This is a genomic window from Rhodocista pekingensis, assembly GCF_042665545.1.
In the GTDB taxonomy this organism is placed as follows: domain Bacteria; phylum Pseudomonadota; class Alphaproteobacteria; order Azospirillales; family Azospirillaceae; genus Rhodocista; species Rhodocista pekingensis.
In genome coordinates this window covers 586,675-613,360 of the sequence record NZ_JBHTCM010000004.1, presented here as the reverse complement: position 1 = coordinate 613,360, position 26,686 = coordinate 586,675, and the positions used below count along the sequence as shown (strand labels likewise).

At 69.8% G+C, this 26,686-nt stretch carries 25 protein-coding genes; 11 read left to right on the top strand and 14 right to left on the bottom strand.

The window, feature by feature from the left end; all coding sequences use genetic code 11:
* Positions 1-219: 219 nt before the first annotated feature.
* From ACFQPS_RS03500 to ACFQPS_RS03470, 7 genes are all read right to left on the bottom strand, one after another.
* Positions 220-570, bottom strand: a complete 351-nt coding sequence (locus ACFQPS_RS03500) for a c-type cytochrome (protein ID WP_377356471.1) — start codon at positions 568-570, stop codon at positions 220-222.
* 76 nt (positions 571-646) lie between these two features.
* A complete protein-coding gene (locus ACFQPS_RS03495; protein WP_377356469.1) occupies positions 647-1,774 on the bottom strand; it encodes a TRAP transporter substrate-binding protein in 1,128 nt (375 codons plus the stop codon).
* Between the two features lie 48 nt (positions 1,775-1,822).
* Entirely contained in the window at positions 1,823-2,602 is a 780-nt protein-coding gene (locus ACFQPS_RS03490) for a hypothetical protein (RefSeq protein ID WP_377356467.1), read from the bottom strand.
* A gap of 52 nt (positions 2,603-2,654) precedes the next feature.
* Complete coding sequence (locus ACFQPS_RS03485) at positions 2,655-3,404, bottom strand: arginyltransferase (protein WP_377356465.1); 750 nt, start codon at positions 3,402-3,404, stop codon at positions 2,655-2,657.
* A gap of 78 nt (positions 3,405-3,482) precedes the next feature.
* Positions 3,483-4,448: an alpha-E domain-containing protein gene (locus ACFQPS_RS03480; RefSeq protein ID WP_377356463.1), complete on the bottom strand. Its 966-nt coding sequence runs from the start codon at positions 4,446-4,448 to the stop codon at positions 3,483-3,485.
* Positions 4,445-5,998, bottom strand: coding sequence for a circularly permuted type 2 ATP-grasp protein (locus ACFQPS_RS03475; protein WP_377356461.1), 1,554 nt, complete (start codon positions 5,996-5,998; stop codon positions 4,445-4,447). Before ACFQPS_RS03475 ends, ACFQPS_RS03480 begins: the two co-directional genes overlap by 4 nt.
* A gap of 181 nt (positions 5,999-6,179) precedes the next feature.
* Positions 6,180-7,277, bottom strand: coding sequence for a flagellar motor protein MotB (locus ACFQPS_RS03470; RefSeq protein WP_377356459.1), 1,098 nt, complete (start codon positions 7,275-7,277; stop codon positions 6,180-6,182).
* Positions 7,278-7,419: 142 nt separating this feature from the next.
* Between ACFQPS_RS03470 and ACFQPS_RS03465 the strand changes: the two genes are divergently transcribed.
* The gene (locus ACFQPS_RS03465) at positions 7,420-7,902 is read left to right on the top strand and encodes a flavin reductase family protein (RefSeq protein WP_377356457.1); all 483 of its coding nucleotides are present in this window, start codon (positions 7,420-7,422) and stop codon (positions 7,900-7,902) included.
* Here ACFQPS_RS03465 and ACFQPS_RS03460 read toward each other — a convergent pair.
* Together ACFQPS_RS03460 and ACFQPS_RS03455 are read right to left on the bottom strand one after the other, a co-directional pair.
* The gene (locus ACFQPS_RS03460; protein ID WP_377356456.1) at positions 7,899-10,229 is read right to left on the bottom strand and encodes a penicillin acylase family protein; all 2,331 of its coding nucleotides are present in this window, start codon (positions 10,227-10,229) and stop codon (positions 7,899-7,901) included. The two genes, ACFQPS_RS03465 and ACFQPS_RS03460, sit on opposite strands and share 4 nt — an antisense overlap.
* A 31-nt stretch (positions 10,230-10,260) precedes the next feature.
* On the bottom strand, positions 10,261-11,760 hold the full coding sequence (locus ACFQPS_RS03455) for an aldehyde dehydrogenase family protein (protein ID WP_377356454.1): 1,500 nt from the start codon (positions 11,758-11,760) through the stop codon (positions 10,261-10,263).
* Positions 11,761-12,111: 351 nt separating this feature from the next.
* On the opposite strand from ACFQPS_RS03455, the gene ACFQPS_RS03450 reads away from it, so the two are divergent.
* From ACFQPS_RS03450 to ACFQPS_RS03440, 3 genes are all read left to right on the top strand, one after another.
* Positions 12,112-13,299, top strand: a complete 1,188-nt coding sequence (locus ACFQPS_RS03450) for a type III PLP-dependent enzyme (RefSeq protein WP_377356452.1) — start codon at positions 12,112-12,114, stop codon at positions 13,297-13,299.
* Positions 13,300-13,364: 65 nt separating this feature from the next.
* Entirely contained in the window at positions 13,365-14,210 is an 846-nt protein-coding gene (locus ACFQPS_RS03445) for an alpha/beta fold hydrolase (RefSeq protein ID WP_377356451.1), read from the top strand.
* Between the two features lie 26 nt (positions 14,211-14,236).
* Positions 14,237-15,223, top strand: coding sequence for a YheT family hydrolase (locus ACFQPS_RS03440; RefSeq protein WP_377356449.1), 987 nt, complete (start codon positions 14,237-14,239; stop codon positions 15,221-15,223).
* Positions 15,224-15,230: 7 nt separating this feature from the next.
* Here ACFQPS_RS03440 and ACFQPS_RS03435 read toward each other — a convergent pair whose 3' ends face one another.
* The 4 genes from ACFQPS_RS03435 to ACFQPS_RS03420 form a co-directional block, all read right to left on the bottom strand.
* Positions 15,231-15,725: a DUF6647 family protein gene (locus ACFQPS_RS03435; RefSeq protein WP_377356447.1), complete on the bottom strand. Its 495-nt coding sequence runs from the start codon at positions 15,723-15,725 to the stop codon at positions 15,231-15,233.
* 708 nt (positions 15,726-16,433) lie between these two features.
* Positions 16,434-17,492 (bottom strand): porphobilinogen synthase, encoded by a 1,059-nt coding sequence (hemB, locus tag ACFQPS_RS03430; protein ID WP_377356446.1) that lies wholly within the window; start codon positions 17,490-17,492, stop codon positions 16,434-16,436.
* Positions 17,493-17,587: 95 nt separating this feature from the next.
* Positions 17,588-18,448 (bottom strand): metallophosphoesterase family protein, encoded by an 861-nt coding sequence (locus tag ACFQPS_RS03425; RefSeq protein WP_377356444.1) that lies wholly within the window; start codon positions 18,446-18,448, stop codon positions 17,588-17,590.
* Between the two features lie 9 nt (positions 18,449-18,457).
* Positions 18,458-19,390, bottom strand: a complete 933-nt coding sequence (locus ACFQPS_RS03420; protein WP_377356443.1) for a diacylglycerol/lipid kinase family protein — start codon at positions 19,388-19,390, stop codon at positions 18,458-18,460.
* A gap of 352 nt (positions 19,391-19,742) precedes the next feature.
* Between ACFQPS_RS03420 and ACFQPS_RS03415 the strand changes: the two genes are divergently transcribed.
* The 5 genes from ACFQPS_RS03415 to ACFQPS_RS03395 all read left to right on the top strand — a co-directional run bounded on the left by ACFQPS_RS03415 (position 19,743) and on the right by ACFQPS_RS03395 (position 23,814).
* Positions 19,743-20,885 carry an isobutyryl-CoA dehydrogenase gene (locus tag ACFQPS_RS03415; RefSeq protein WP_377356441.1) on the top strand — a complete coding sequence of 381 codons (1,143 nt, stop codon included), beginning with the start codon at positions 19,743-19,745 and terminating at the stop codon, positions 20,883-20,885.
* A gap of 82 nt (positions 20,886-20,967) precedes the next feature.
* Positions 20,968-22,062, top strand: a complete 1,095-nt coding sequence (locus ACFQPS_RS03410; RefSeq protein ID WP_377356439.1) for an enoyl-CoA hydratase/isomerase family protein — start codon at positions 20,968-20,970, stop codon at positions 22,060-22,062.
* Between the two features lie 76 nt (positions 22,063-22,138).
* Complete coding sequence (gene mmsB, locus ACFQPS_RS03405; RefSeq protein WP_377356437.1) at positions 22,139-23,026, top strand: 3-hydroxyisobutyrate dehydrogenase; 888 nt, start codon at positions 22,139-22,141, stop codon at positions 23,024-23,026.
* Positions 23,027-23,093: 67 nt separating this feature from the next.
* Complete coding sequence (locus ACFQPS_RS03400) at positions 23,094-23,579, top strand: MarR family winged helix-turn-helix transcriptional regulator (RefSeq protein ID WP_377356435.1); 486 nt, start codon at positions 23,094-23,096, stop codon at positions 23,577-23,579.
* 19 nt (positions 23,580-23,598) lie between these two features.
* Entirely contained in the window at positions 23,599-23,814 is a 216-nt protein-coding gene (locus ACFQPS_RS03395) for a DUF6898 family protein (protein ID WP_377356434.1), read from the top strand.
* Between the two features lie 217 nt (positions 23,815-24,031).
* On the opposite strand, the gene ACFQPS_RS03390 is transcribed toward ACFQPS_RS03395, so the two are convergent.
* Positions 24,032-24,475 carry a Ros/MucR family transcriptional regulator gene (locus ACFQPS_RS03390; RefSeq protein WP_012566535.1) on the bottom strand — a complete coding sequence of 148 codons (444 nt, stop codon included), beginning with the start codon at positions 24,473-24,475 and terminating at the stop codon, positions 24,032-24,034.
* 431 nt (positions 24,476-24,906) lie between these two features.
* Between ACFQPS_RS03390 and rpiB the strand changes: the two genes are divergently transcribed.
* Positions 24,907-25,341 (top strand): ribose 5-phosphate isomerase B, encoded by a 435-nt coding sequence (gene rpiB, locus ACFQPS_RS03385; protein WP_377356432.1) that lies wholly within the window; start codon positions 24,907-24,909, stop codon positions 25,339-25,341.
* A 34-nt stretch (positions 25,342-25,375) separates the two neighbouring features.
* A complete protein-coding gene (gene glyA, locus ACFQPS_RS03380) occupies positions 25,376-26,665 on the top strand; it encodes a serine hydroxymethyltransferase (protein WP_377356431.1) in 1,290 nt (429 codons plus the stop codon).
* Positions 26,666-26,686: the final 21 nt, after the last annotated feature.

Below are 26,686 nucleotides of genomic sequence, written 5' to 3'. Positions count from 1 at the left end.
CTGCCCGGCGGGTGTGGCGGTGCCTATCGTATGCAGGCGCCGACGGCAACTCGGCCGGTCGGTTATGGCTTTCGTTAGGCCGCGAAGGATATTGGTGTGACAAGTCGGTCAATGCGCGGCATTGCGGGCCGCACCGGCGCGGGATCGTCGTCCGGTCCGGACACCGGTCCTGGTGCCGGCGCCCTGCCGCGTCAATAGAGCGCAGGCCGCTCTTACCGATCAGGGGGCCCGCGGCCGCAGCGTTCCCAGATAGGCGACCAGATCGGCGATCTCCTGCCGGGTCAGGCTGATCGGCGGCATGGCGCCATGCGGCCGGGCCAGGAACGCCGCCAGCTCGCCGTCGCTGCGGGCAACGGCCACCGCCGGCAGGGGCGGTGCCTGATCGGTCCCGCCACCGGTGGCTGCCACCACATGGCAGTCAGTACACCGGGCCTGGGCCAGTTCGCCCCCGATCCGGGCGTCGGCGGGACGGTCGGCGGCATCCGCCGACGGGGCCGGCAGCAGGAGGGCGGCCGGCAGCAGCACGGACAGGAACGGCACGGTCAGCGGGAACGGGCGTGCGCGCTTCATGACCTTCGCCTCCGGCATGGGCAAGGGTAAGTGCCTGCGGGCACCGAACGCCTGCGCGCGGCCCGGGTTCCCCCGGTCAGTCCCGCAGCGCGTGCGGGATGTCCAGCAACCGGGCCTGCTCCAACGTGAACTCTCCCACCCGGCTCCAGGGGACGACCTCGGCGCGGAACCGGACATAGCTTTCGATGATGCGACGGGTCAGCGGGTCGCCCGCCCCGTGGATCTCGTTCAGCACCTCGTTGGCGGCGCCCCCCAGGGCCGTCAGCACGTCCTCCGGTAGCCGCCGCAGCCTGACCCCGTGCTGCCGCACCAGGGTCGCCAGCGCGGCACCGTTGCGGGCCGTGTATTCCGCCAGCATGTCGTTGTTCTCGGCCTGTGCGGCCTGGGCGATGACGGTGCGCAGGTCGGCGGGCAGCGCCTCGTACTTCGCCTTGGACACGGTGAGCTGCAACCCGGCCCCGGGCTCCTGGACGCCGGGCGAATAGTAGTAGGGCGCCACCTGGTAGAAACCGAGCGCCAGATCGTTGAAGGGACCGACCCACTCCGCCGCGTCCAGCGCACCGGACTGGAGGTTGCCGTAGATTTCGCCACCCGGCACGTTGACGACGGTGGCGCCCAGTCGGGCCAGGATACGGCCGTTGTTGCCGGGCGTGCGGATCTTCAGGCCGCGCAGGTCCGCCACCGACCGGATCTCCTTGCGGAACCAGCCGAACATCTGGGTGCCGGTGTTGCCCGCCAGGAAGGGCTTCAGCCCGAACGGCGCGTACAGCGCGTCCCACAGTTCCTGCGCCCCCCCATGCTGAACCCAGGCGTCCAGCTCGTTCGCCGTCAACCCGAAGGGAAAGGCGGTGAAGAAGGCGCAGCCTTCGGACTTGGACAGGTGGTAGTAGGCGGCGTCGTGCGCCATCTCCGCCGTGCCGTTCGCCACCGCGTCGAAGCACTGGAGCGCCGGCACCAGCTCGCCCGCGGCGAAGACCTTCACCGTCAGCCGCCCGTCCGTCATCTCACCGATGCGCCGGGCCAGCCGCTCCGCGCCGGTGCCGACGCCGGGCAGCCCCTTGGGCCAGCTCGTCACCATGCGCCATTCCATCCGTCCGCTGGCGATGGCGGGCGCGGCCACGCCCCCGGCGGCGGCCAGGGGAGCAAGGACGGCCGGGGCTGCCGCCGCGGCGGCACTGCCGGTCAGGAAGGCGCGGCGCTTCACGGGGGGCCTCGGCGGCTGGTCGGACTCGATGTCGCCAGAGTAGGGGGCCTAGGAAGGTCGGGCAACCGGATGGTGCGCCGCCGCCGTCTCCCAGGGCCAGAGCGGGGACAGATCCTCCGCCGGCCGGGGCAGGGCCAGAAGCGCCGCCGCCAGCCGCCGGTGCAGCGGGTCGGAATGGTCCAGCAGTTCCGCACGCAGGGCACTCCAGGCGGCGCCGGCCGCCACCAGAACCTCGGCCGGCAGGGGCCGGGCGGCGGGGGCCCGCCCGGCCGTGACCGGAGGCGACCATCCGCTCGACACCAGGGTCGGGCCGGGACCCAGCGGGCGGACCTCCGCCACGATGCGGCAGCGCGGCCCGAAACCCCGCCACAGGCCGGCGGCCGGTCCGGGATCGACGATGTCCGCGGCCGTGTCCGGTCCGGCCGGTGCGGCCCCTAGACGCTGCCACAGGCTGCGCAACGGCCAGGGGGCGGCGACGCTCCGTCCGGCGAGGGCGGGCAGGTCGGGCGGCCCCGGCGGCAGGGCGGGACCGGGGGCGGGCTCCAGGACCACGGGCCGGGCCTCCAGCCCCGCCGCCGCGAAGGCGGCCTGCCACAGCGCCTGTCCTTCCACGGTCAGCAGCCAGTCCCGTACCGCCTCGGGCCCCGGTCCGAAGGGCAGACCGCCGAGCAGCCCGAGCGCGCCGCCGTCGGCTCCCGGCCCGCCGACGACGATGCGTCGGGAGCCGGCAGGCAATACTGGCGGGTGGACGAGCGCCCGCACGGGGCCGGCCAGCGCCGCGGCGGTGCCCACCAGCGCCGCCGATATCAGGAAGAACCGTCGATCCATCTGCATCCTCCCGTCCGGGGAAACGCTGCCGGGAGGGGGAGGGTCCCGCCGGTCAGGCCGGTTCGTCCGGCGCGGGCAGATCAACCGCGGCCCAGCCGTCGCGGCCCAGCGCCTCCAGCGGGCGGAAACGGGCCTTGTAGGCCATCTTGCGGCTGCTTCCGATCCAGTAGCCCAGATAGACGTAGGGCATGCGCTCGGCCCGCGCTTCCGCGACCAGTTGCAGGATCAGGAAGGTGCCCAGGCTGCGCCGCGGGTCGGCCGGATCGAAGAAGCTGTAGACGGCGGAATAGCCGTCCTCCAGCCGGTCGGCCAGGGCCACGCCGCGCAGCCGGCCGGTGCGGTCGCGCACCTCGAACAGGCAGGTGTCCACCCGGCCCTCGTCGATCATGGCCGAGAACTCGGGGAAGCGCATGCGGCTCATGTCGCTGTCGCCGTGCCGCGAGGTCTGGTAGAGCGCGAAGACCCGGTAATGCTCCAGCGTGGCGCGGGCGGGCACGGCCGTGACCGTCAGGTCGGTGTTGCGCCGCAGGGTCCGCCGCATGCTGCGATCCGGCTCGAACGCCGCCACGGGGATGCGCACCGGCACGCAGGCCGTGCAGCCGGGGCAGACGGGGCGGTAGACGATGTCGTGGCTGCGCCGGAACCCGGCGCGGGAGAGGGTGGAGTTGATGTCCGCCGCCTGAAGGCCGGACAGCCGGGTGAACAGCTTGCGCTCCACCCGACCGGGCAGGTAGGGGCAGGGCATGGGCCCCGACCGGTAGAACTGCTGCAACGGGCGGAAGGGTGGCTGGATGACGCTCATGGACCAGGCGCCACTCCGGGGGCGGGGGCCATGGACCCGTTATCCGCGGCCCGACGGTGATGGCAGAGGGAATGCTTGTCAGGCGGCTGCCGGCTGCTCCATCCCGAAAAAGGCCCGTCCGATCTCCAGGGAGACGTCGGAAAGGCGAAGTTGCAGCCAGTCCAGATATTCATGCAGCCCGTGCGCGATGACCCGTTCGATCGTGTGCGTCTCCAGGGCGGCCTGGATCTCGTCCACGCGTTCCATGGCGAGATTACCACGCCGGAGCCGGTATTTCGACGTCAGCCGTGACAACAACTGGTCAATCTGGTTGGTGCAGACAACCACAGACCGCGGAAATGCGTCGTTGAACAGCAGAAATCCGGCTACCGCAGCGGGTGTCATGCCACGGGGATAGACGCGGCGGAAGGCATGGTAGGCGGACGCGGAGCGCAGCAGCGCGCTCCACTGGCTGATGTCGATGGGGGAGCCGATGTCCGCCATCCGCGGCAGCAGGGTATGGTATTTCATGTCCAGCAGGCGGGTGGTCTGGTCGGCCCGTTCCAGGTACTTGCCCAACTGGTAGAAGTACCAGCCCTGGTCGCGGAAGAAGGTGCCCTCGGTGATGCCCGTGTGGGTCTGGCACGCCTCCTTCATCATCCGGCACAGCCGCGGCAGGTTCGGCCGGGTCAGCTCCGCGGGCGGAAGCTCCAGCAGGGTGTTGTAGAAGACGTTGAGCTGGGTCCACATCTCCGTGCTGATGAGCGGCCGGAGCTGCCGCGCATTTTCCCGCGCCATCCGCACCGCCGAGATGATGGAGGTGGGGTTCTGCTGGTCCAGCACATAGAAATGGATCACATTGTCCGCCCCGGCCGAGCCGTGCCGGGCGAAGAAGCGGTCCTGGTCGGCGTTCAACTGCACGATCGGCAGCCAGGACTTGGCGCCATGACTGTCGCGCGCGAAGGTCTCGTGCACGTCCAGGATGCGGGCAAGGTTCTCCGCCCGCTCCATGTAGCGGGCCATCCAGAAGATGCATTCCGCGTAGCGGGCCAGCAGGCTGGTCATGCGCCGGTCTCCCCCGTCATCTGGACCTGCGTCAGGACCCGTTCCTGCGTCTGGCTCTGGGACCGGACCGGCGCCGGGACCTCCACAGGGTCGTCGGCCATGGCGGCGACGGCCGGGCCGTCGCTCTCCAGCACCCAGGTGTCCTTGGAGCCGCCGCCCTGGCTGGAATTCACGATCAGCGTCCCCTTCTTCAGCGCCACGCGCGACAGGCCGCCCGGCAGCACCCAGGTGTCGCGGGCGGTGATGGCGAAGGGGCGCAGGTCCACATGCCGCGGCTCGATGCCGCCGTCCACCAGGGTCGGGCAGACGGACAGGGCCACCATCGGCTGGCTGATATAGTTGGCGGGATCGGCCAGCAGCTTGGCCCGGCAATCCTCAAGCTCCGCCGCGCTGGCCATGGGGCCGATGGTGATGCCGTAGCCGCCGGCCTCGCCGACCGGCTTCACCACCAGCCGGTCCAGGTTGTCGAGCGTGTATTTCAGCGCCTCGGGCTCGCGGCAGATGTGCGTCTCCACGTTGGGGATGATCGCTTCCTCCCCCAGGTAATAGCGGATCATCCGCGGCACATAGGCATAGACGGCCTTGTCGTCGGCCACGCCGGTGCCGATGGCGTTCGCCAGCGCCACGTTGCCCTTGCGATAGGCATCGAAGATGCCGGGCACGCCCAGGCAACTGTCGGGGTTGAAGGCAAGCGGGTCCAGAAAGTCGTCCCCGACCCGGCGGTAGAGCGCATCCACCCGCTCCAGCCCGTTGGTGGTCCGCATGTAGACCCGGTCGTTCTGCACTACCAGGTCGCGCCCCTCCACCAGCGGCACGCCCATCTCCCGCGCCAGGAAGATGTGCTCGAAATAGGCGGAGTTGTACGGGCCGGGGGAGAGCAGGGCCACATGCGGGTCGGTGGCGTCGGCCGGGGCGATCTCGCACATCGCCTCCAGCAGCTTGACGCCGTAATTGTCCACCGGCCGGATGCCGATGTCGGACATCAGGTCGGGGAAGGCCCGCATCATCATGTGCCGGTTCTCGACCACGTAGGACACGCCCGACGGCACCCGGCCGTTGTCCTCCAGCACCCGGAAGGTGCCCGCATCGTCGCGCACCAGATCCACGCCCATGATGTGGATGTAGGTGCCGAACGGCACGTCCAGCCCGATCATCTGCGGCCGGAAATTGTGGTTGCCCAGAACCAGATCGGCCGGGACGATCCCGTCCTTCAGGATCTTCTGGTCGTGGTAGATGTCGTGCAGGAACAGGTTCAGCGCCTTCACGCGCTGCTGCACCCCGGCTTCCAGCCGGGTCCATTCCGCAGCCGAAATGACCCGGGGAATGACGTCGAAGGGCAGGATGCGGTCGATCGCCTGGGCCTCGCTGTAGACCAGGAAGGTGATGCCCAGATTGTAAAGCTCGCGCTCCGCGTCGCGGGCGCGCCGCTTCAGGTCGGAGAAGTCCAGATCGCCCAGCCGGCTGCGGATCGGGTCGGTGTGGAGCGCCGGCGTCCCCGGTCCGCCGAACAACTCGTCATAGAAACCATTCGCGTCATAGGATGCGAGCATCCGCGCGACGCCATCCCCAGAACCGCTCACGTCCCACCCCGTGCTGAATTCCCTGTCCGTGGCCCGGGCTTGAGGTCGGTCCCGCCGGGTCCGTTAGCAGACGCAAAAACTCTATCAGATATGCCGGCGCTTGCCAGTGCCTTCCGATCGGGGAATCCGGGCGGTGCTTCGCCACCGCCGGTCAGCGGCCGGGCGGGCGCGCCGCGGGTTGTGCCGGCGCCGCACCGGCGGGGGCCGCGCCGCCGGCCAGTTCCTGTTCCCGTAGCAGAACGATGCTGACCCGGCGGTTGCGCGGGGAGCGCGGGTCCTCAGGGAACAGGTGATCGCGGTCGGCCCGGCCGGTAACCTGCTCGATGCGGTCCTCCGGCACGCCGGCGGCCAGCAGGGCGCGCACGCTGGCGTTGGCGCGTTCGGTGGAGAGGTCCCAGTTGCTCCGGCTGCTGCCGGCGGCGAAGGGGGTGCTGTCGGTATGGCCGCTGACCGAGAGGTGGTTGGGCAGCTTGCCCACCGCCTGCGCCACCAGGGCCATGAGCTGGGCCGTCTGCGGCAGCATGCTGGCGCTGCCCGACGGGAACATGGAATAGCCCTCCTGGTCCACGAGCTGGATGCGCAGCCCCTCGGGCGTGTTGTCGATCACCAGATTCTGCGACAGCTCGCGCAGTTCGGGGACCTGCTGGATCGCCTGGCGCAGCTCCTGCGCCGTGCGCTGGAACTGCTCCTGCTCCAGCTTCGCCAGCGCCTCCTTCAGCTCCTTCTCGTCGATCTTGCCGTCGCGGTTCTTGTCGGCCTGACGGATCTCGCCGGCCTTCTCCAGCGCGTCCAGCCGGCTGTCGCCGGGCCCGCCGCTGTCGCCCGCCTCGCCCTGGCCGACCTTGTCCTGGGTGCCGTCGGGGCGCCCCTTGGCGCTGGAGTCGAAATCCTCGACCTGGTCTTCCGAATTGGCCGAGGCCGGCATGCTCGGCACCGGCACGGTGAGCTGGGGAGGGGAACTCTGGTTGATCTTGGCGCCCGGCACGGTGATGGTCTGGCCGCCCAGGACGCCGCCGGCGCCGCTCTCCTGCTTGGACGGGCTGGCCGGGCTGAAATAGTCGGCGATGCCCTGCTTCTGCTCCGACGTGGTGACGTTCAGCAGCCAGAGCAGCAGGAAGAACGCCATCATCGCCGTCACGAAGTCGGCATAGGCCACCTTCCAGGCGCCGCCATGGTGCCCTTCGCCGCCCTTCTTGATCTTCTTGATGATGATCGGGGCCAGATTCTGCCCGCCGCCGCCGCCCGCCACCGAAGGCCCCGCTTTCTGCCTCGACCGGAAGTCTACAATCCGGCTTCTCGGTGCAAAAGAGGTTAATCCGTCCGCCGATGCCCTTGCGCATGCCCGGCCGGTCGGCTAGTTCCCCAGGGCAGCCCTTACCGGGAGTCCGTCGATGAGTTTCGATGCCCGTTCCTTCCGCGATGCCCTGGGCTGTTTCGCCACGGGGGTGTGCGTTGCCACCACGCGGGACATCGACGGCACGCTGATCGGCGTCACGGTCAATTCCTTCACCTCCGTCTCGCTCGACCCGCCGTTGGTCCTGTTCTGCCTCAACCGCAGTGCCGAGAGCCTGGGCGCTTTCGAACGGTCGGACAGCTTCGCCCTCACCATGCTCGCGGAGCACGAGAAGCACCTTTCCGACGGCTTCGCCCGCCTGCCGATGCCCGAGCGCTGGAGTGCCGCCGACTTCGAGACATGGCAGACCGGCAGCCCCGTCCTGACCGGCGGGCTGGCGGCCATGGAATGCGTCACCCACGCCCGCCACGACGGCGGCGACCATGTCATCATGGTGGGCCGCGTCGTGAAGCTGGCACACCGGACCGAGGGGCGGCCGCTGCTCTATTTCCGCGGCCGCTACGACCGGCTGGGCGGCTAGGGCCGGAACAGTTCGCGGCCCCGGGCGGTCGGTGCCAGGGCCGCGGCGTCGCCCGTGAGCATGACATGCCGGCCCGCTGCCCAGACGGGCGTCAGCGTGTCGAACAGGGGCGACAACGGGTCGCCGGAGGGGCCGCCCAGCACCACGAAGCGGGAGCGGTCGAGGTCGGCCAGATCGTAGATGCCGCGGAAGACAGCGCCATGGACATGCTGGAAGGGACGGCGCTCCCCCGTTCCGCTGCCGCCGGCCCGGTTGACGGTATAGAATCCGCCGTCCGTCGCGCGCGTCCGTGAGAACCACCAGGACAGCACCGGCACGCGGGCCAGCAGCGCGTGCCCCGTCTCCACCCGATGTTCCCAGCCCCAGTCCCAGGCCACCAGATGGGGCCCGTGCCGCTCCTTGAGCGTCTCCAGCGTCGTGCGCAGGGCGCGGCGGACGATGGCGGCGCAGTCCTCCCGCCGGGGTGTGCCGGTGTCGTCGCACCAGTCGGGCCGGCCGCGCAGCAGGTGCAGCACCAGCCGCGCATCCAGCCCGCCGGCATAGAGGTCCCCCAGCTCGTCGCGCAGCAGGGCGGCATGGACTTCCTTCAGCCACCATTCGAAGATCAGCGGCTCCGGCCGGTCGGCCCGCATCCGCCCGTTCCAGACGCGCAACTGGCCCAGCGCGTCCGCCTCCAGCGGCATCTCCGGCGGCAGCGCCGTCAGGTAGGGCAGCAGCGCCTGCGCCGGCTTCGACAGGATATCGGCCAGGATGGCTTCCTGTCCGGCGATGTCGTGCACCCGGCGCCCCTCCAGCAGTTCCAGGATGCGCGCGGCCCGCCAGGGCTCGGCCGCGTCGCCGCCCAGCGGGTCGGGCCGGCCGGCGGGCACGACGCGGTTGTTGGCGTTGACCAGAAGTGCGTCCGGCGGGTCAACCGCCTGCGGCAACGACTCGAACGGCACGAAGCCGGTCCAACGGCCCGCCTCCGCCGCGACGGGAAGGCGTCCGCCGAAACCCTCCCGCACGGGAATCAGCCCGGCGGAGACGAAGCCGATATGCCCGCCCGTATCGGCCAGGACGACGTTCTGGTGCGGCGCCGCATAGCCCTTCAGCGCCTCCCGCGCCTCCGCCACGCTGCGCGCCCGGTTCAGCGCCCAGGTGGCGGCGACGTTCGGATCGGCCGCCCGCAGGGCTGCGGAGGCCAGCGCCACCATCCGGTCCGGCCCCGCGGCTTCCGTCGCGGCATCGCTGACGTCGGACAGCACCGGGCCCTGCGCCGCCACGCGCACCCGGTGCTGGACCGTGCGGCCGAAGCGGACGCCGATCGTCTCCGTCCGCACGGCGATGCCCGGCGCGTCCGCCGGCAGCACGAACAGGTCCTCGGTGTCGCTGTAAGGTGTGGTGAAGCCCCAGGCGACATGCCCGTTATGGCCCATGATGAGGAACGGCACGCCCGGCGCGAAGGCGCCGGCCAGGGTCAGGTCGGGCGTGACGATGCGGGCCAGATACCACTGGCTGGGCACCTGGATGTTCAGGTGCGGATCGTTCACCAGGATCGGCCGGCCGCTGGCCGTGCGCGATCCGGCCAGCGCCCACCAGTTGCTCGCCGCCGCTTCCGCGGGCAGCAGGCCGGAAAGGGCCGCGGCGAGGCGGACCCAGTCCACGCCGTCGGCTGCCGCCAGCGTTGCCGGCGCGTCCGGCGGGTCGTCGGGGAACAGGTCGGCCAGCCGCTCCGGTCCCAGCTTTTCCAGCAGGGCCGCCCGGCGCAGGTCGTTGCGCCAGGACCCGCCCAGCAGCGACATCAGCTTGCCGTAGACCAGCGTGTCCGCCGGCCGCCAGGGCTCCGGCCGGTGCCAGAGCAGCCAGAATTCCACGGGCAGCGGCCCCGTCGGCCGCTCCAGCCAGGCGTTGACCCCCGCGGTATAGGCATCCACCGCAGCCCGCACCGGTGGCGGCAGCGTCTCATAGGCCCGCTCCGCCTGGGAATGCAGGCCCAGGGTCCGCATGAAGCGGTCGAGCGGCAGGGAAAGGGCGCCGACGATCTCCGCCGTCCGGCCGGCGCCGATGCGGCGCTGCGCCTCCATCTGCGCCAGCCGGTCGCGGGCGTGCAGCCAGCCCAGCACGCGGTAGGCGTCCGTCTCCGTCGCGGCGAACAGGTGCGGCACGCCATGCGCGTCATGGACCACCTCCACCGGCGCGGACAGGCCGGGCAGCGCGACCTCCCCGTCGCGGCCGGACTGCCAGAGGGAGAGGGCGCCGAACAGGAGAGCGAGCGCACCACCCGCGACGGACAGCACGATCAGCGGCAGGACCAGGAGGAGCCGGCCGGTGCGCCTCAGCAGTCCCATGCCGCCCCTCCGTCCGTCGCCGTCGTGTCCGTCAGGCCATGTTCAGGATGATCGTCTTCTTGTGGGTGAAGTGCTCCAGCATCGCCTCCAGGCTCGCCTCCTTGCCCAGGCCGGAGGTCTTCACCCCGCCGTAGGAGATGTTCGGCTGCACGACGAGGTTCTGGTTGACCTGGACCAGCCCGGCCTCCAGCCGCTGCGTGGCGTCCAGCGCCGTCTTCAGGTCGCGGGTCCAGATCGTGGCGGCGAGGCCGTATTCGGTGTCGTTGGCCTGCCGGATGACGTCCTCGTAGTCGCTGAAGCGGATCACGCAGGTGACCGGCCCGAAGATCTCCTCGCGCGCCAGCCGGCTGTCGTTGGTCAGGCCGGTGAAGATCACGGGTTCCACGAACAGGCCCTTGGCCAGCGCCGGATCCTCCGGCCGGCGGGAACAGGTGTGCGCCGTGGCGCCGGGTGTCTCCCTGCCGATGCGGATATAGTCCGTCACCTTCTCGAACTGCCCGGGGGAGACGATGGCGCCGATGTCGGTGCGTTCGTCCAGCGGGTCGCCCATCACCATGGCATCCACCTTCGCCTTCAGCTTTGCGACGAAGGCGTCGTGGATGCTGTCATGGACGAAGATGCGGCTGGCCGCGGTGCAGCTCTGGCCCTGGCGGGTGAAGCGCATGCCGATGACGGCGCCGTCCACCGCCTTGTCCAGGTCGGCGTCGGCCATGACGATCATGGGCGACTTGCCGCCCAGTTCCAGCGTCACCGGGATCAGCTTCTCCGCCGCCGTGCGGTAGACGATGCGGCCCGTCTCGACCGAGCCGGTGAAGGTCACCTTGCCGACCTTCGGATGCGCCACCAGCGGCGCGCCGCATTCGGGGCCGTAGCCGGAGAGCATGTTGAACAGGCCCGGCGGCAGCACCTGGTTCACGATCTGGCAGACCCGCAGCACCGTGAACGGCGCCTCCTCGGCGGACTTCACGACGACCGCGTTGCCCGCCACCAGCGCCGGGGCGATCTTCAGCGCCATCAGCAGCAGCGGCACGTTCCACGGGATGATGGCGCCGACCACGCCGATCGGCTCGCGCTGGGTGAGGGTCAGCATCTTGGGATTGAAGGGAACCGTCTCACCCTTCAGCTCCGGCGCCAGTCCACCGTAGAAGACGAAGCTGTCGGACAGCACGCCGGCCTCGACCCGGCTCTCCGTCCGCAGGGCCTTGCCGGTCTCCAGCGTGATCAGCCGCGCCAGTTCCTCCACATGCGCGGTCAGCAGCCGGCCGCACTCGGCGACCAGCCGGCCGCGCTCGCGCGCCGGGCGCTGCTTCCACTCGGCCTGCGCCGTCACGGCCGCGGCCACCGCCGCCTCCACGTCTGCCGCCTCGCCGAACGCGGCCTGACCCACGATCTCCCCCTTCGCCGGGTTCACCACGTCGAAGGTCCGGCCGGAGGCCGACGACACCAGCTCGCCCCCGATCAGGTGCCGGCCCGACAGCGAGCGGGCCAGCGCATGGGGATCGAGAACCGGCTGAAGCAGGGGATGCGACATGGGGCGTCCTTTCCTCGGTCGTTTTTCTGGTTCATTGCTCGCCCGTCGGTGCGTCACGGGCAGCCTCCGGGACCCGCGCCGTTGTAGCAGAGCCCCCCGGGGCGGCAAACCCCGCCGAAGGTGCCGAGTCGGCGCAGGGACGGGCGACGTTTTCGTCGCCGGTCAGAATTTTTCGCCGACGGAACGATTGACTTTCGATCCTGCGGGTAGCGGGGCGCCATGGCGCCGCCGCGTTTCTTTTTGCGACCCCCGCTTTCCGACCGCGCAGCGGCAGCGTCATCATCGTGGGCGTGCATCCTCCGGATGCCGCGACGAAGCCCGGGCAGGGCCCCCAAGACGCGGAGTTCCGCCATGCTGCCGAGATTCGCCGATGCCGACGCCATGGTCGCGGCCCTGGAACCGGAAGAGCCGGTCTACTGCTACCGCCCGGACGAGCTGACGGCCCGCGCCCGGCAGTTCGTCGGCGCCTTTCCGGGGCACGTCCTCTATGCCGTGAAATGCAATCCCGAGCCGCTGGTGCTGGACGCGCTCTGGGCCGGGGGCATCCGCCACTTCGACACGGCGTCCTTGCAGGAGATCGAGCTGGTGAAGGGCCACTTCGCCGCCGGTGGCTGCTACTTCATGCATCCGGTCAAGCAGCGCGGCGCCGTGCGCGACGCCTATGAGCGGATGGGGGTGCGGACCTTCGTCGTCGATCACCGGGACGAGCTGGAGAAGGTGACGGCGGAGACGGGCGGTGCGCGTGACGTGACCGTCGTCGTCCGCCTTGCCACGGCGCGCGGCGCCGCCGTCTACGATCTGGGCGGCAAGTTCGGCTGTACAGTGGAGCAGGGGGCGGACCTGCTGCGGGCCGCGACGGCGCGGGGCCTCCGGGCCGGTCTCTGCTTCCATGTCGGCTCGCAGTGCCTGAACCCGGGCAGCTATACGGCGGCGCTGCGGCTGGCCGCGGCCTGCCAGGACCTTGCCGGTGCCGAGCTGGCGGTGATCGACGTCGGCGGCGGCTTCCCCACCCCCTATGTCGGACATGAACCGCCGCCGCTGGCGGACTACATGGCCGCGATCCGCACCGGGCTGGAGACGCTGCGGCGGCCGGAGGACTGCGCCGTCTGGTGCGAGCCGGGCCGGGGGCTGGTGGCGACCGGCGCCTCGCTGGTGGTGCGGGTGGAGCTGCGCCGCGACCGCCACCTCTACCTCAATGACGGGCTCTACGGCAGCCTCTGCGACCTGAAGTTCCCGGGCATCCACATGCCGATGCGGGCCGTCCGGCCCGGTCACGCCTTCTCCGACGAGCTGGTGCCCTTCGGCCTGTTCGGTCCCACCTGCGACTGCTACGACCAGATGCCGGGCCCCTACATGCTGCCGGCGGACATCCGGGAGGGCGACTGGATCGAGATCGGCCAGTGCGGCGCCTACACGACCGCCACCCGCACCTGGTTCAACGGTTTCTTCCCCGGCCGCGCCGTCCGGGTGGATGACCCCGCCTTTCTGCCCACCGCGGCGATGCGGGTGCCCGATCATCATCAGCGCGCCGCTGCATGAGCGGTTCCGGTCCGGTGGCGCCCGTGGTAATCGACGCTGAGGCTCCGACAGCGGCGATCCCCCCGATGCAGCAGCGTTCCTTCCTCGGCCTGTCCGCCACCGGCTTCCACAGCGTGGCCTACACCGAATGGGGCGCGGGTCCCCGTGCCGTCGTCTGCGTCCACGGGCTGACGCGCAACGGCCGCGACTTCGACCCGCTGGCGCAGGACCTCGCCGCGGCGCTGCCGGCCCGGGTGGTCTGCCCGGACGTGGTCGGACGGGGCCGCAGCGACCGGCTCGGCAATCCCGACCTCTACGGCTATCCGCAGTACCTGTCCGACATGGCCGCCCTGATCGCGCGGCTGGACGTGGCGCAGGTGGACTGGGTCGGCACCTCCATGGGCGGGCTGATCGGCATGCTGTTGGCGGCCCAGCCGAACAGCCCGATCCGCCGGCTGGTGGTGAACGATGTCGGTCCCTTCGTGCCGAAGGCGGCGCTGGAGCGGATCGCCGCCTATGTCGGCAGCGCGCAGACCTTCCACGACCTCGCGGCGGTGGAGGCGTGGTTGCGCACGACCTATGCCGGCTTCGGCGCGCTTTCCGACGCCCAGTGGCGGCATCTGGCCGAACAGGGGGCGCAGACACTTCCAGACGGGCGGCTGACCCTGGCCTACGACACCGGCATCGCCCGCGCCTTCCAGGGGCAGCCGGTCGCGGATGTGGATCTCTGGCCCGTGTGGAAGGCGATCCGCTGCCCGGTGCTGGTGATCCGCGGGGCCGAATCCGACCTGCTGCTGCCGGAGACGGCACAGCGCATGCTGGTGGAGGGACCGCCGACCCGGCTGGCGGAGATACCGGACGCCGGCCATGCGCCGGCCCTGATGGACCCGGCGCAGATCCGCCTCGTGCGCGACTTCCTGGCGGCGGACTGACGGGCGGCGCGGTGATGTCGGAGACGATGCCGGAGTTGTCCGGGACGATCGACCTGCCGCCCTTCCGGGAGCGCTGGCCCTGGCGGGGCGCGCATCTCCAGACCGTGCGCAACACCCTGCGCCGCCCCCGGTTCCGGCTGGCGGCGGGGGAGCGGCTGCGTTTCCCCATGGCGGACGGCAGCGGCGACGTGCTGCTGGGGCTGCTGAACCGTCCCGGCCGGCCGGTGGCCGGGCGGCCCCTGGCCGTGCTGATCCACGGGCTGACAGGCTGCGAGACGGGCAGCTACATGCAGGCGACGGCCATGGCGCTGCTGGCCGCGGGCTGTCCGGTGCTGCGCCTGAACCTGCGTGGGGCCGGCCCCAGCCGGGACCTCTGCCGCCTGCGCTACCATGCCGGCCGGACACAGGACATCCGCGAGGTGCTGGCGCAGCTTCCGCCGGAGTTGAGCGCGAACGGCGTCGTGATGGCCGGTTATTCGCTGGGCGGCAACGCGCTGCTGAAGCTCCTGGGGGAAGGCGACCTCCCGGTGCCGGTGCGGGCCGCCGCCAGCATCTCTGCCCCCATCGACCTGCACCGCAGCAGCCTCGCCTTCCTGGAGCCGCGCAACCGCCTCTACCATCGCTGGCTGCTGGCCCGGATGAAGGAGGAGTCGCTGGCCCCCGGTCCGGGGCTGGAGCCGCGCTGGATCGATGCCATCCGGCGCAGCCGGTCCGTCTGGGACTTCGACGACCTGTTCGTCGCGCCCTGGAACGGCTGGAGCGGGGCGGAGGAGTATTACCGGGTCAACTCCGCCGCCGGTTTCCTGGAGGCGATCCGGGTGCCGACCCTGGTCATCCACGCCCTGGACGATCCCTGGATACCGGGGGACTGCTACCGCGCCGTCGCGTGGGAGCGGAACCCGTCCCTGCACCCGCTGCTGCCGGCCGGGGGCGGGCATGTCGGGTTCCACGCTCCCGGCGGGGTCTGGCACGACCGCTGCCTGACGGCGTTCTTCGCCCGGCACGCCGGCTGAGGCCGGGTCAGTCGCAGCGCGACTTCTCCGCGATCCAGTCGGCGGTGTAGAGCGGGGCGCGCCCCTGTTCCTTCAGCCACTCGTTCTGAAGATTGTAGGTGTCCCGCTCATAGGCCGCGGGGCAGGCCGGGACGTAGCCCTGGCGGGCCTGCACATGGTGGACCAGTTCGTGCAGAAGATAGCTGACCTCCACCACGTCGGCCTCGCTCCAGGTCTCGTTGTCCAGCACGATCAGGCCCGGGAAATAGAGCGCCTTGATCCGCTCCCCCTGGCGCGCGTGCTGCACGATCCTGTTCGTCTCCTCCAGCGCCGTCCGGCTGGCGACGATGATCGGAAGCTGCACGTCGTCCGCACCGAGACGCTGCTCGACCCAGCTCAGCAACCCTTCGGCCAGCGGCGTGGCGATCCGGCTGCCCTCCGGCACGCCGGCCTTGGCGGGGGGGGCGGCGATCAGGCAAAGCGCCGCCCCCAGGATGGCCGCGAGGCCACGTCCTGCACTCATCATCTCTCCTTCCGGCGGCACGGCTCCGTGCCCGGTCGTTCCGAGGAACGGCGGCCGCCTTCGATTCCGATTATGGGTCGCGTTCTGCGAGATTTCCCAATAATGGAAACTCGCTCTGTCGGAATTGAATGTAGAGATTTGCCCGAGAGATGAAATGTATACGGAGGTCGTGTGTCGGAGATCCTTGTTCGATTGATTTGAAAAATCCCTATTTGCTAACAGCTTGTTAAATGTGAGGTCGCGTCTGGCGTTTTTTGCTTGTGGTCGTTGTAATAATTTGTTTAATTATTGAATTCTGGCGGGACGGGCTGGTTCTTGTGTCGCGCGTTGGTATCGCCGGCCTGTGCCGCGCAGGTCATCGTCGCCGCTGTCCAGGTATCCGGCCGCGGGCAGTTGAAAACTGATGCTGAGCGGATCTGTGGGGAGACGCCCTGGGGCGGGCGACGATCTGCCGGCCCGAGGGCCGGAGGTCTTCCGACGGGGGCATCGTCTCTGTGTGCGAGCCGACCCGTCGCCGGTACGGCTGCGGCCCGAGGGGGAAGTCGGGGGCCGGACAGGCGGGTAATCCCCCGCTGGCAGCGGCGCGCTGCATACGGATGGGTGGGTGGTCGCCTGTCCGGAAGGTGGTGTCCGCGGGCGGCTTCCGCAAAAGAGAAGGGCCCTGCCGGTGCCGGCGGGGCCCTGGTCTCCGTCACCGGGTGTCCGGTGTCAGCCCTGCTGGCGCAGGAGCTTCGCGGCTTCGATGGCGGCGTAGGTCAGCACCGCATCGGCGCCGGACCGCTTGAAGGCCAGCAGCATCTCCAGCATCGCCTTGTCGTAGTTCAGCCAGCCGTTGGCGGCGGCGGCCTTCAGCATCGCGTACTCGCCGCTGACATTGTAGGCCAGCGTCGGAACCCGGAAGGTGTCCTTCACCCGCCGGATGATGTCGAGATAGGGCAGGCCCGGCTTCACCATGACCATGTCCGCCCCCTCCTGGAGGTCGAGCTGAACCTCCCGCAGGGCTTCGTCGGAATTGGCCGGGTCCATCTGATAGGTCTTCTTGTCCCCGGTCAGCAGCGCGCCGGTGTTCACGGCGTCGCGGAACGGACCGTAGAAGGCCGAGGCGTACTTGGCTGAATAGGCGCAGATCCGCACCCCCTGGTGGCCGTGCGCGTCCAGCGCCTCGCGGATGGCGCCGATACGGCCGTCCATCATGTCGCTGGGGCCGACGATGTCGCAGCCGGCATCGGCCTGGACCAGGGCCTGACGGACCAGGACCTCGACCGTCTCGTCGTTGACGATCCGGCCGTCGCGCAGGATGCCGTCATGGCCGTGGCTGGTGTAGGGGTCGAGCGCCACGTCGCCGAACAGGCCGATGTCCGGCACCTGCCGCTTCAGGGCGCGCATCGCCCGGCACATCAGGTTGTCGGGGTTGGCCGATTCCCGGCCCATCGGGTCCTTGACATCGGGCGGGTTGGCCGGGAACAGGGCGACGCAGGGGATGCCCAGCTCGGCCGCCTCGGCCACCGCGGGCACCAGCAGGTCGATGGACAGCCGCTCCACGCCGGGCATGGAAGGCACCGGCTCACGCCGGTTCTCGCCGGGCAGGATGAAGACCGGCCAGATCAGGTCGTCCACCGTCACCCGGTTCTCCGAGACCATGCGGCGGGTCCAGGCGTCGGCGCGGTTGCGGCGCAGCCGGATGCGCGGATAGGCGCCGACGGGGGGCGGCGCGGGCTCGTGCGGGTGAGAGTGGTGATCGTCGTGATGGGCGGGATCGTGAGGCATGGCTCGACGCCTGTAGGGGGAGAGAGAAACCGGCGCGATCCTATGCTCATCCGTTGCGCCGGCAAAGCCCGTAGGCGTCGCGCCGCGACAACCCGTCACCGTCGTGCGGCCAGACGGCGGTCCAGCTCGGCCAGCCCGGTATCCTCGCCGCGCTTCTCCCAGCGCGTCCCGTGCTTCTCCCAGGCGGTCACCAGCCCCGGCATGAAGCGTTCGCCCTCCCAGCTCCGCAGGCGCAGCACCAGCGACGGCGGCGCGATCTCGATCAGGTTCCAGGCGTTCGGTTCGTTGCGCAGACGGGTGGAGGTGGCGGTGGAGGCCTGCGCCACCAGGATGGAGCGCGCGACATGGGCATGGTGGCTCATCACGTCGCCGCTGTAGGCACGGTGCAGGTGCCCGGCCAGCAGCAGATCCACGCCCGCCGCCTCCAGCGCCCGCAGGGCGCGGGTCGCCCGCCCGACCAGCCGCCGGCCGGGATGGTCGGGCGGCGGCAGGAACGGGTGGTGGGTGAAGACGACCTTGAAAACCTCCGGCCCCAGCTCCCGCAGGCAGCCCAGGATGCGGTCCATCTGGCGCTGGTTCACCCGGCCCTCGGCGAAGTCCAGGATCAGCGACCGGCTGGTGTTCAGCCCCAGCACCGCGAGGTCGCCCAGGTCCAGGAACGGGTCCAGGTCCTCGGCGATGAAGCGGCGGTAGTTGCGCAGCGGATCGACCAGCCGGGCCAGCAGGTTGAAGGCGGGCAGGTCGTGGTTGCCCGGCACCACCATGTGCGGGGCGGGCAGATCGGCCAGGAAGGCGCGGGCCGCGCGGAACTGCGACGGCCGGGCCCGCTGGGTCAGGTCGCCGCTGACGACGATCAGGTCCGGCGCCTGCGCCGCCAGATCGTCCCGGAGCGCGGCCACCACCGCCGGATCGATGCGCCCGAAATGCAGGTCGGAGATGTGGGCGATCCGGCGCATGCCGGCGCCTCAGGCCGTCTGGCGGAGGCTGGCCGGCTCCTCCGACGCCGGACGCAGGACGGTCAGGGCCTCCGGCAGAATGCGGTAGCGCAGCGGGGTTTCAAGCTCCAGCACCTCGCCGTCGTTGGCGACCTTGATCCGTCGGCGCCGGCGGGTGTGGACGGTCAGGCTGTGGACCTCGTGCGTGTCGATCCCCGGCAGCTCCTGCCAGCGCCCGACGGCGAACCCCGTCGCCAGGGCCAGCAGGCCGAAGCGGCTGCGGTAGTGCGCGATGTAGACGCCCAGCTTGCCCGCCGTCAGCGTGGAGCGGCGCAGGATCGGGCCGAAGCCCCCGTCATAGACATTGTTGGCGACGGCCAGGATCGGCGTCTGGATGCGCTGCGGCCCGGTGCCGAGGTCCACCTCGACCGACAGGCGCCTGTTGTCCACCAGGGTCTTGGCGGCGGCGAGCGCCATCGCCGGCCATTTGCGGATATGATGGGCACCGCGCTGATGCTCGCGCTCGGCCACCATGCGGGGATACCAGCCGATCACGGAGTTGTTCAGGAAGGGATGGCCGTTCACCTCGGCCATGTCGATCCGCTCCGGCCGGCCGTGCGCCAGGGCCCGTACCGCGCCGGGAAGATCCAGCGGCAGGCCCAGGTCGCGCGCCAGCAGGTTCATGGTGCCCAGCGGCAGCACGCCCAGGGTGCAGCCGGTGCCATGCAACAGGTGCGCCGCCGTCACGATGGTGCCGTCGCCGCCGCCGACGACGATGGTGTCCACGCCGGGCCGGTCGAGGGCCCGCCGCAGGGCGTCAGGCACGTCGGCGCCGGCGGAGGCGACGCACACCACGTCGTGCCCGGCGTCGCGGAACCCATGCTCCACCTCGGCGATGGCGTCGGTGACGGGCATGCCGAGCAGCGAACCGGCATTGCTGTTGAGGATCACGCAGAGCTTCATGGCATCTGGCCCTGTCCGGGCGGAGGGGGAGCGAGGCAAGGTGTCCGCACGGGGGCGTCCGGACGCGGCGGACCGCCCCTCCGGCGGGCGGTCCGGTGAGAGAACGGGCCGGCACCGGTCCGGGTTCCGTCGGGCGGAGTCGGTCGCCCGGACGCGCGGCGCCCGGACGCGCGGCGACGGTGCCTCGCCCCCTGCTGCGGCCGCACGGGGCCCGGCCCGACGGGTTGGCCGGTCGACGGGTTGGCCGGTCGACGGGTTGGCCGGTCGACGGGTTGGCCGGGCGACGGGTTGGATTGACAGGGGGAGGGGGCAAACTATCATCGCGGTCCCGATCCCGCAGACCGGCAGGACCATGGACTTCCGCCTCTCGCCCGACCAGACGGCTTTCCAGGAGCTCGCCCGCGGCTTCGCCCGCGAGCATCTCGCCCCGCACGCCGCGGCGTGGGACGAGCAGGGCATCTTCCCCGTGGACGTGCTGCGCAAGGCGGCCGCCCTGGGCTTCGCCGGCCTCTACTGCCGGGAGGAGCATGGCGGCACCGGCCTGACCCGGCTGGATGCCGCCATCCTGTTCGAGGAACTGTCCGCCGCCTGTCCCTCCACCGCCGCCTATCTGACCATCCACAACATGGTGTCGTGGATGATCGACAGCTTCGGCTCCCCCGCGCAGCGGGCGCGCTGGCTGCCGTCCATGTTCGCCATGGACCGGCTGGGCAGTTACTGCCTGACGGAGCCGGGCAGCGGCTCCGACGCCGCCTCGCTGCGGACCCGGGCCGAGCGGGTGGGCGACCATTACGTGCTGAACGGCACCAAGGCCTTCATCTCCGGCGCCGGCGCGACCGACCTCTACATCGTCATGTGCCGCACCGGCGGGCCGGGGCCGAAGGGTATCTCCGCGCTGGTGGTGGAGAAGGGCACGCCCGGTCTCTCCTTCGGCAAGAAGGAGCGCAAGATGGGCTGGAACAGCCAGCCCACCGCGCAGGTGATCTTCGAGGACTGCCGCGTGCCGGTGGAGAACCGGCTGGGCGAGGAGGGAGAGGGCTTCCGCTTCGCCATGAAGGGGCTGGACGGCGGCCGCATCAACATCGCCGCCTGTTCGCTGGGGGGCGCCCGCACCTGTCTGGGGCTGGCGCGTGACCACATGACCAGCCGCCAGCAGTTCGGCAGGCCGATCGCCGAGTTCCAGGCGTTGCAGTTCATGCTGGCCGACATGGCGACCGAACTGGACGCGGCGCGCCTGATGGTGCATCGAGCCGCCGACGCGCTGGACCGCGGCGATCCGGAGGCTACGACCTGGTGCGCCATGGCGAAGCGCTTCGCCACGGACATCGGTTTCAAGGTCTGCAACGACGCGCTGCAACTCCACGGCGGCTACGGTTATATCAAGGAGTACCCCGTGGAGCGGTTCGTCCGCGACCTGCGTGTCCACCAGATCCTGGAAGGCACCAATCAGGTCATGCGGATGATCGTGGCCCGCCGGCTTCTGGCCGGGGCGTAAGCGCGGGGCGTTGGCGATTTCCCGAGGGGGTGGTCCGGCCGCGGGGCTCCGGTGTGGGGCAGCGGTGCGGGTGGAACAGGGGATGGGGACGGCATTGACCCAGGATGTGCTGTGTGAAACCAGGGGGCCGCTCGGCCTCGTCACGCTGAACCGGCCGAAGGCGCTGAACGCCCTGACGCTGGGGATGATCCGGGTCATCGACCCGCAGCTTCAGGCGTGGGCGCGGGACCCGGCGGTGACGGCGGTGCTGATCCGCGGTGCCGGCGACCGTGCCTTCTGCGCCGGCGGGGATGTCCGCGCCGTCCATGACGACGGTCTGGCCTGGAAGAAGGGGGAGAGCGACGGCGCGCTGACGCGCGATTTCTTCCGCGAGGAGTACATCCTCAACCACCGGATCAAGCGTTTTCCCAAGCCCTTCGTGGCGCTGCTCGACGGCATCACGATGGGCGGCGGTGTCGGTCTCTCGGTCCACGGCTCGCACCGGGTGGTGACGGAGAAGACCCTGTTCGCCATGCCGGAGACGGGCATCGGCCTGTTCCCGGATGTCGGCGGCACCTATTTCCTGCCCCGGCTGCCCGGCCGCATCGGCACCTATCTGGCCCTGACCGGTGCCCGGCTGAAGGCGGTGGACCTGCTGCACACCGGCATCGCCACCCACCATGTCCCCGGTGACCGCCTCGATACGCTGGTGGACGATCTCGCGGCCGGCCTCCAGCGCGGGGGGCCGGCGGCGGAGACGGTGTCGGCGGTGCTCGACCGGCATGCCGGCGCGCCGGCGGGGGAGGCGCTGATCGAGCCCTTCCGGCACGAGATCGACCACAGCTTCGCCTTCTCCACGGTCGAGGAGATCGTGGCCGCACTGGAGCAGTACGGCACCGGCTGGTCCCAGGAGACCGCCCGCACCATGGCCGGCCTGTCGCCGACCAGCCTGAAGGTCACGCTGAAGCAGATGCGAGTCGGCGAAGGGCTCGATTTCGACGCCTGCATGCAGCTCGAATACCGCATGACCCAGGCTTTCATGGCCGGGCACGATTTCTACGAAGGCATCCGTGCCGTGCTGGTGGACAAGGATCGCAGCCCGCGCTGGCAGCCGGCCACCCTGGCCGAGGTGACGGAGGAGATGGTGAACCGCCACTTCGCCCCGGTCGGAACGCGGGATCTGGTGTTCACCGACTGACGCGACGGAACGACCGTCCGCGGGTGGTTGCCCGGACCGGGGGCTGGCGCGGAACGGCGACAGAGGGAGGATGGCGATGGCGAGCGTGGCGTTCATCGGGCTCGGCAACATGGGCCTGCCGATGGCGGCGAACCTGGTGAAGGCCGGGCATGCCGTGACGGGTTTCGACGTGTCCGAGGCCAATCTGGCCGCGGCCGGGGCGGCGGGCATCGCCCGCGCGGCATCGGCGGCGGACGCCGTGGCGGCGGCCGAGGCGGTGGTGACGATGCTGCCGGCGGGGCCGCATGTCCGTGGGGTCTATCTGGGCGAGGCGGGAGTGATCGCCCGGACCCGTCCGGGAACCCTGCTGATCGACAGTTCCACCATCGACGTGGAGACGGCCCGCGCCGTCGCCGATGTCGCCGCGCAGGCCGGCCACGACATGGTGGACGCGCCCGTCTCCGGCGGGACGGGCGGAGCCGCGGCCGGCACCCTGACCTTCATGGTCGGCGGGCCGGGCACCGCCTTCGACCGGGCGCGGCCGATTCTGGAGGCGATGGGCAAGACCATCGTCCACGCCGGTGGCCCCGGCACGGGGCAGGCGGCCAAGATCTGCAACAACATGATCCTGGGCATCTCCATGATCGCCGTGGGCGAGGCGTTCGCGCTCGCGGACAAGCTCGGGCTGGAGCGCCAGAAACTCTTCGATATCAGTTCGAAATCTTCGGGTCAGTGCTGGTCGCTGACCAGCTACTGCCCGGTGCCCGGTCCGGTGCCGACCTCCCCCGCCAACCGAGACTATCAGGCGGGATTTACTGCCGACATGATGCTCAAGGACCTGAAACTCTCCCAGCAGGCCGCCGCGGCCGTTGGTGCCTCTACCCCGTTGGGGGCCCAGGCCGCGGCGCTTTACCAAATTTTTTCTGCATCGGGCCGTGGTGATCTGGATTTTTCTGGCATTATCAAGATGCTTAAAGGGCTTTGATCGGTTACTCTCTGTTGCACTTTCATGCGTGAGACCGTATCCGGTCCGACCAGCCCGAACGGGAAGGATGGAGATTGCCTTGCGGCAGCCCTACTACGACAGCATCCTCTTGATCGAACGTCTCCACCGGCACTTCCTGGAAGTCCTCAAGGTGGAGTTGGATCGGCTCGGTATCCAGGACATCAACAACGTCCAGGCTCTGATCCTCTACAACATCGGGGATGATGAGATGACCGTGGGCGAGCTGACCGCCCGGGGCTACTATCTCGGCTCGAACGTCTCCTACAACGTCAAGAAGATGTACGAGAACGGCTACATCGTGCAGGAACGGTCCCCGCATGACCGGCGCTCCGTGCGCGTCCGGTTGTCGGAGAAGGGGCTGGGGCTGCGGGACAAGGTCAGCGCGCTGTTCGAGCGCCAGATCGAATCCCTGGACAAGGGCGGCCTCTCCTCGGAGGAGCTGGCCAGGGCCAATGAGATCATGCGCAAGCTGGAGCGCTTCTGGTCCGCCTCGCTCGACTACAGCAATTTCACGATGACGTCGGCCGCGTGAGAAGCCGGGGCATTCCGCCATGGCCGCTCCCGGTGGCTATCTGATCGAGTTCCAGCGGGTCGGGTCGATCGTCCGTGTCTCGGCGATCGATCCGGCAACGAACACCGAAGTCGTGATCCAGGGTCCCGCCAGCGCGGGGCAGGAAACCCTCAGCCGGGCAGCGGTGAACAAGCTCCGCTTCGTCCTGGCCCGCGGTCAGCAGGGAGGCCCGGCCTCCCCTCCGCGCACCCGCTGACCTGTCTCCGCCCGCAGATCCCGCCCCCCTCTCCGGAGGCTGTTCCGCGCACTCCCTGTCCCTGGAACAACTGGCAGGAGTGCTGCCGCAACCTCCACGCCGCCGGGCACCCGATCGGCTGGAACCGGTACAAGAGAAAAAGGCCGCCCCGGGGGACGGCCTTTCCAGTCTGTGCGATGACTTCCCGCCGGATCAGGGCGATCCGGCCGGCACCGGATCAGGACGCGCGGCGGCGCGCCTGCCGGGTGGAAGAACGGCCAAGGCCGATCTTCTTCGCAAAATCGGAGCGCTGCGCCGCATAGTTGGGCGCGACCATCGGATAGTCGGGCGGCAGACCCCACTTCACGCGGTACTCGTCCGGCGTCATGTTGTAGGTAGAGCGGAGATGCCGCTTCAGCATCTTCAGCTTCTTGCCGTCTTCCAGGCAGACGATGTATTCGGGCGTGACCGACTTCTTGATCGGCACGGCCGGGCGCGGCGGCTCGGCCTGCGTCTCCCGGCCGGCACCCTGCAACCCGTTCAGGGAGCTGTAGACCGTATTGATGACTTCCGGGATCTGCTGGGTCGGCAGCGTATTCTTGCCCACGTAGGCGGAGACAATCTCCGCCGTCATGCGCAGGAGATCGCTAACGGGAATGTCATTCGCCTGCTGATCCGTCATTGCTAGTGTCCTGACCGTTCCTTGAATGTGGAATTACCGCTTGGCATAGGCTCCCTTGGGTGTCAATGAAAAAGGTGGCCCATCTGTTCCAGGTTATTTTGAGCGGTTTTGCACTACAAGTTACCGCTGTGATCTGGTTGCGTGAACGCTGGTGACATGAGGTCGGGAACTGAACGGACTAGACCTCTGTAGTAGTGTCTTACGGTTCGATATAGCGCGACGAAGTTCCGCGACTTAGGCCCTTACCACCCGCGAAGTGCGACAATATGGGACGGATTTCAGCAGACCTTGGGCGCGATTCGGTCCGCCAAGGTCCGCGCGTCCGGCAATACGGACCTGCGGAGGCATCCCCGGCTGGAACTGGTGTGGGCGTCTGTCATCTGCTAGGGTCCGTGCCGGTTATGACCCCCTAGGTTTGGGATTCTACGCCGATGACCGCCGAAACCATCGCCATCGCTTCCGATCACGCCGGCTACGACCTGAAGGCCTCGCTGAAGGAGATGCTGGAGGGGGAGGGGCGCACGGTCCTCGATCTCGGCGCAGACGGCCGGGAATCCGTGGATTATCCTGATTTCGCCGACGCCATCGCCGCCGCCCTGAAGGACGGGCGGGCGCAGCGGGGGGTCCTGATCTGCGGTACGGGCATCGGCATCAGCATCGCTGCCAATCGTCACCGGCATGTGCGCGCCGCACTCTGCCACGATATCACGACGGCCCGTCTGTCGAGACAGCACAACGACGCCAATGTCCTGGTCCTGGGGGCCCGGACGACCGGGATCGAGGTCGCGCGCGACTGCACCGCCACCTTCCTGGCGACCCCCTATGAGGGTGGCCGCCATGCCCGCCGCGTCGCCAAGCTCGGCTGACGGCCCGGATCGAGAGCACTGAGGATAGCCACACATGGACATGCAGACGGGTTCCCGCTTCTTCACCGACCGGCTCGCGGACAGCGATCCGGACCTGTTCCAGGCCATCCGCAGCGAACTGGCCCGGCAGCAGGACCAGATCGAGCTGATCGCCTCCGAGAACATCGTCTCCCGGGCGGTGCTGGAAGCGCAGGGCTCGGTGCTGACCAACAAGTACGCCGAGGGCTATCCCGGCCGGCGCTACTACGGCGGCTGCGAGTATGTGGACGTCGCCGAGACGCTGGCGATCGAGCGGGCCAAGGCGCTGTTCGGCTGTGCCTACGCCAACGTGCAGCCGCATTCCGGCGCGCAGGCGAACCAGGCCGTGTTCATGGCGCTGCTCCAGCCCGGCGACACCTTCATGGGCATGGATCTCTCGGCCGGCGGCCACCTCACCCATGGCGCTCCGGCCAACCAGTCGGGCAAGTGGTTCAAGGTCGTCAGCTACGGCGTGCGCCGCGACGACCACCTGATCGACTATGAGGAGGTCGAGGCCAAGGCCCGCGAGCACAAGCCGAAGCTGATCATCGCCGGCGGGTCCGCCTATCCGCGCCAGATCGACTTCGCCCGCTTCCGCCGCATCGCCGACGAGATCGGCGCCTACCTGATGGTGGATATGGCGCACTATGCCGGCCTCATCGCTGCCGGCGTCTATCCCAGCCCGCTGCCGCACGCGCATGTGGTGACCACCACCACGCACAAGACGCTGCGCGGCCCGCGCGGCGGCATGATCCTCTCGAACGATCCGGAGCTGGGCAAGAAGTTCAACTCCGCCGTCTTCCCGGGGCTTCAGGGCGGCCCGCTGATGCATGTGATCGCCGCCAAGGCGGTCGCCTTCGGCGAGGCGCTGCGGCCGGAATTCAAGGCCTATGCCCAGTCGGTGGTGGACAACGCCAAGGTTCTGGCCGAGCGGCTGGTGGCGGGCGGTCTGGACATCGTCTCCGGCGGCACCGACAGCCACATCGTGCTGGTGGACCTGCGTCCGAAGCGGCTGACCGGCAAGGCTGCCGAGGCGACGCTGGAGCATGCCGGCATGACCTGCAACAAGAACGGCGTGCCGTTCGATCCGGAGAAGCCCCTGGTCACCTCCGGCGTCCGCCTGGGCAGCCCGGCGGCCACGACCCGCGGCTTCGGCACGGCCGAGTTCGCGCAGGTCGGCGACCTGATCGTGGAGGTGCTGGACGGGCTCGCCCGCTCCAACGGCGACAATACCGCGACGGAGACGCGGGTGCGGGAGCAGGTGCGCGCGCTGTGCCACCGCTTCCCGATCTACCCGACGCTGTAAGAAGAGAACTGCGGGGGAGGG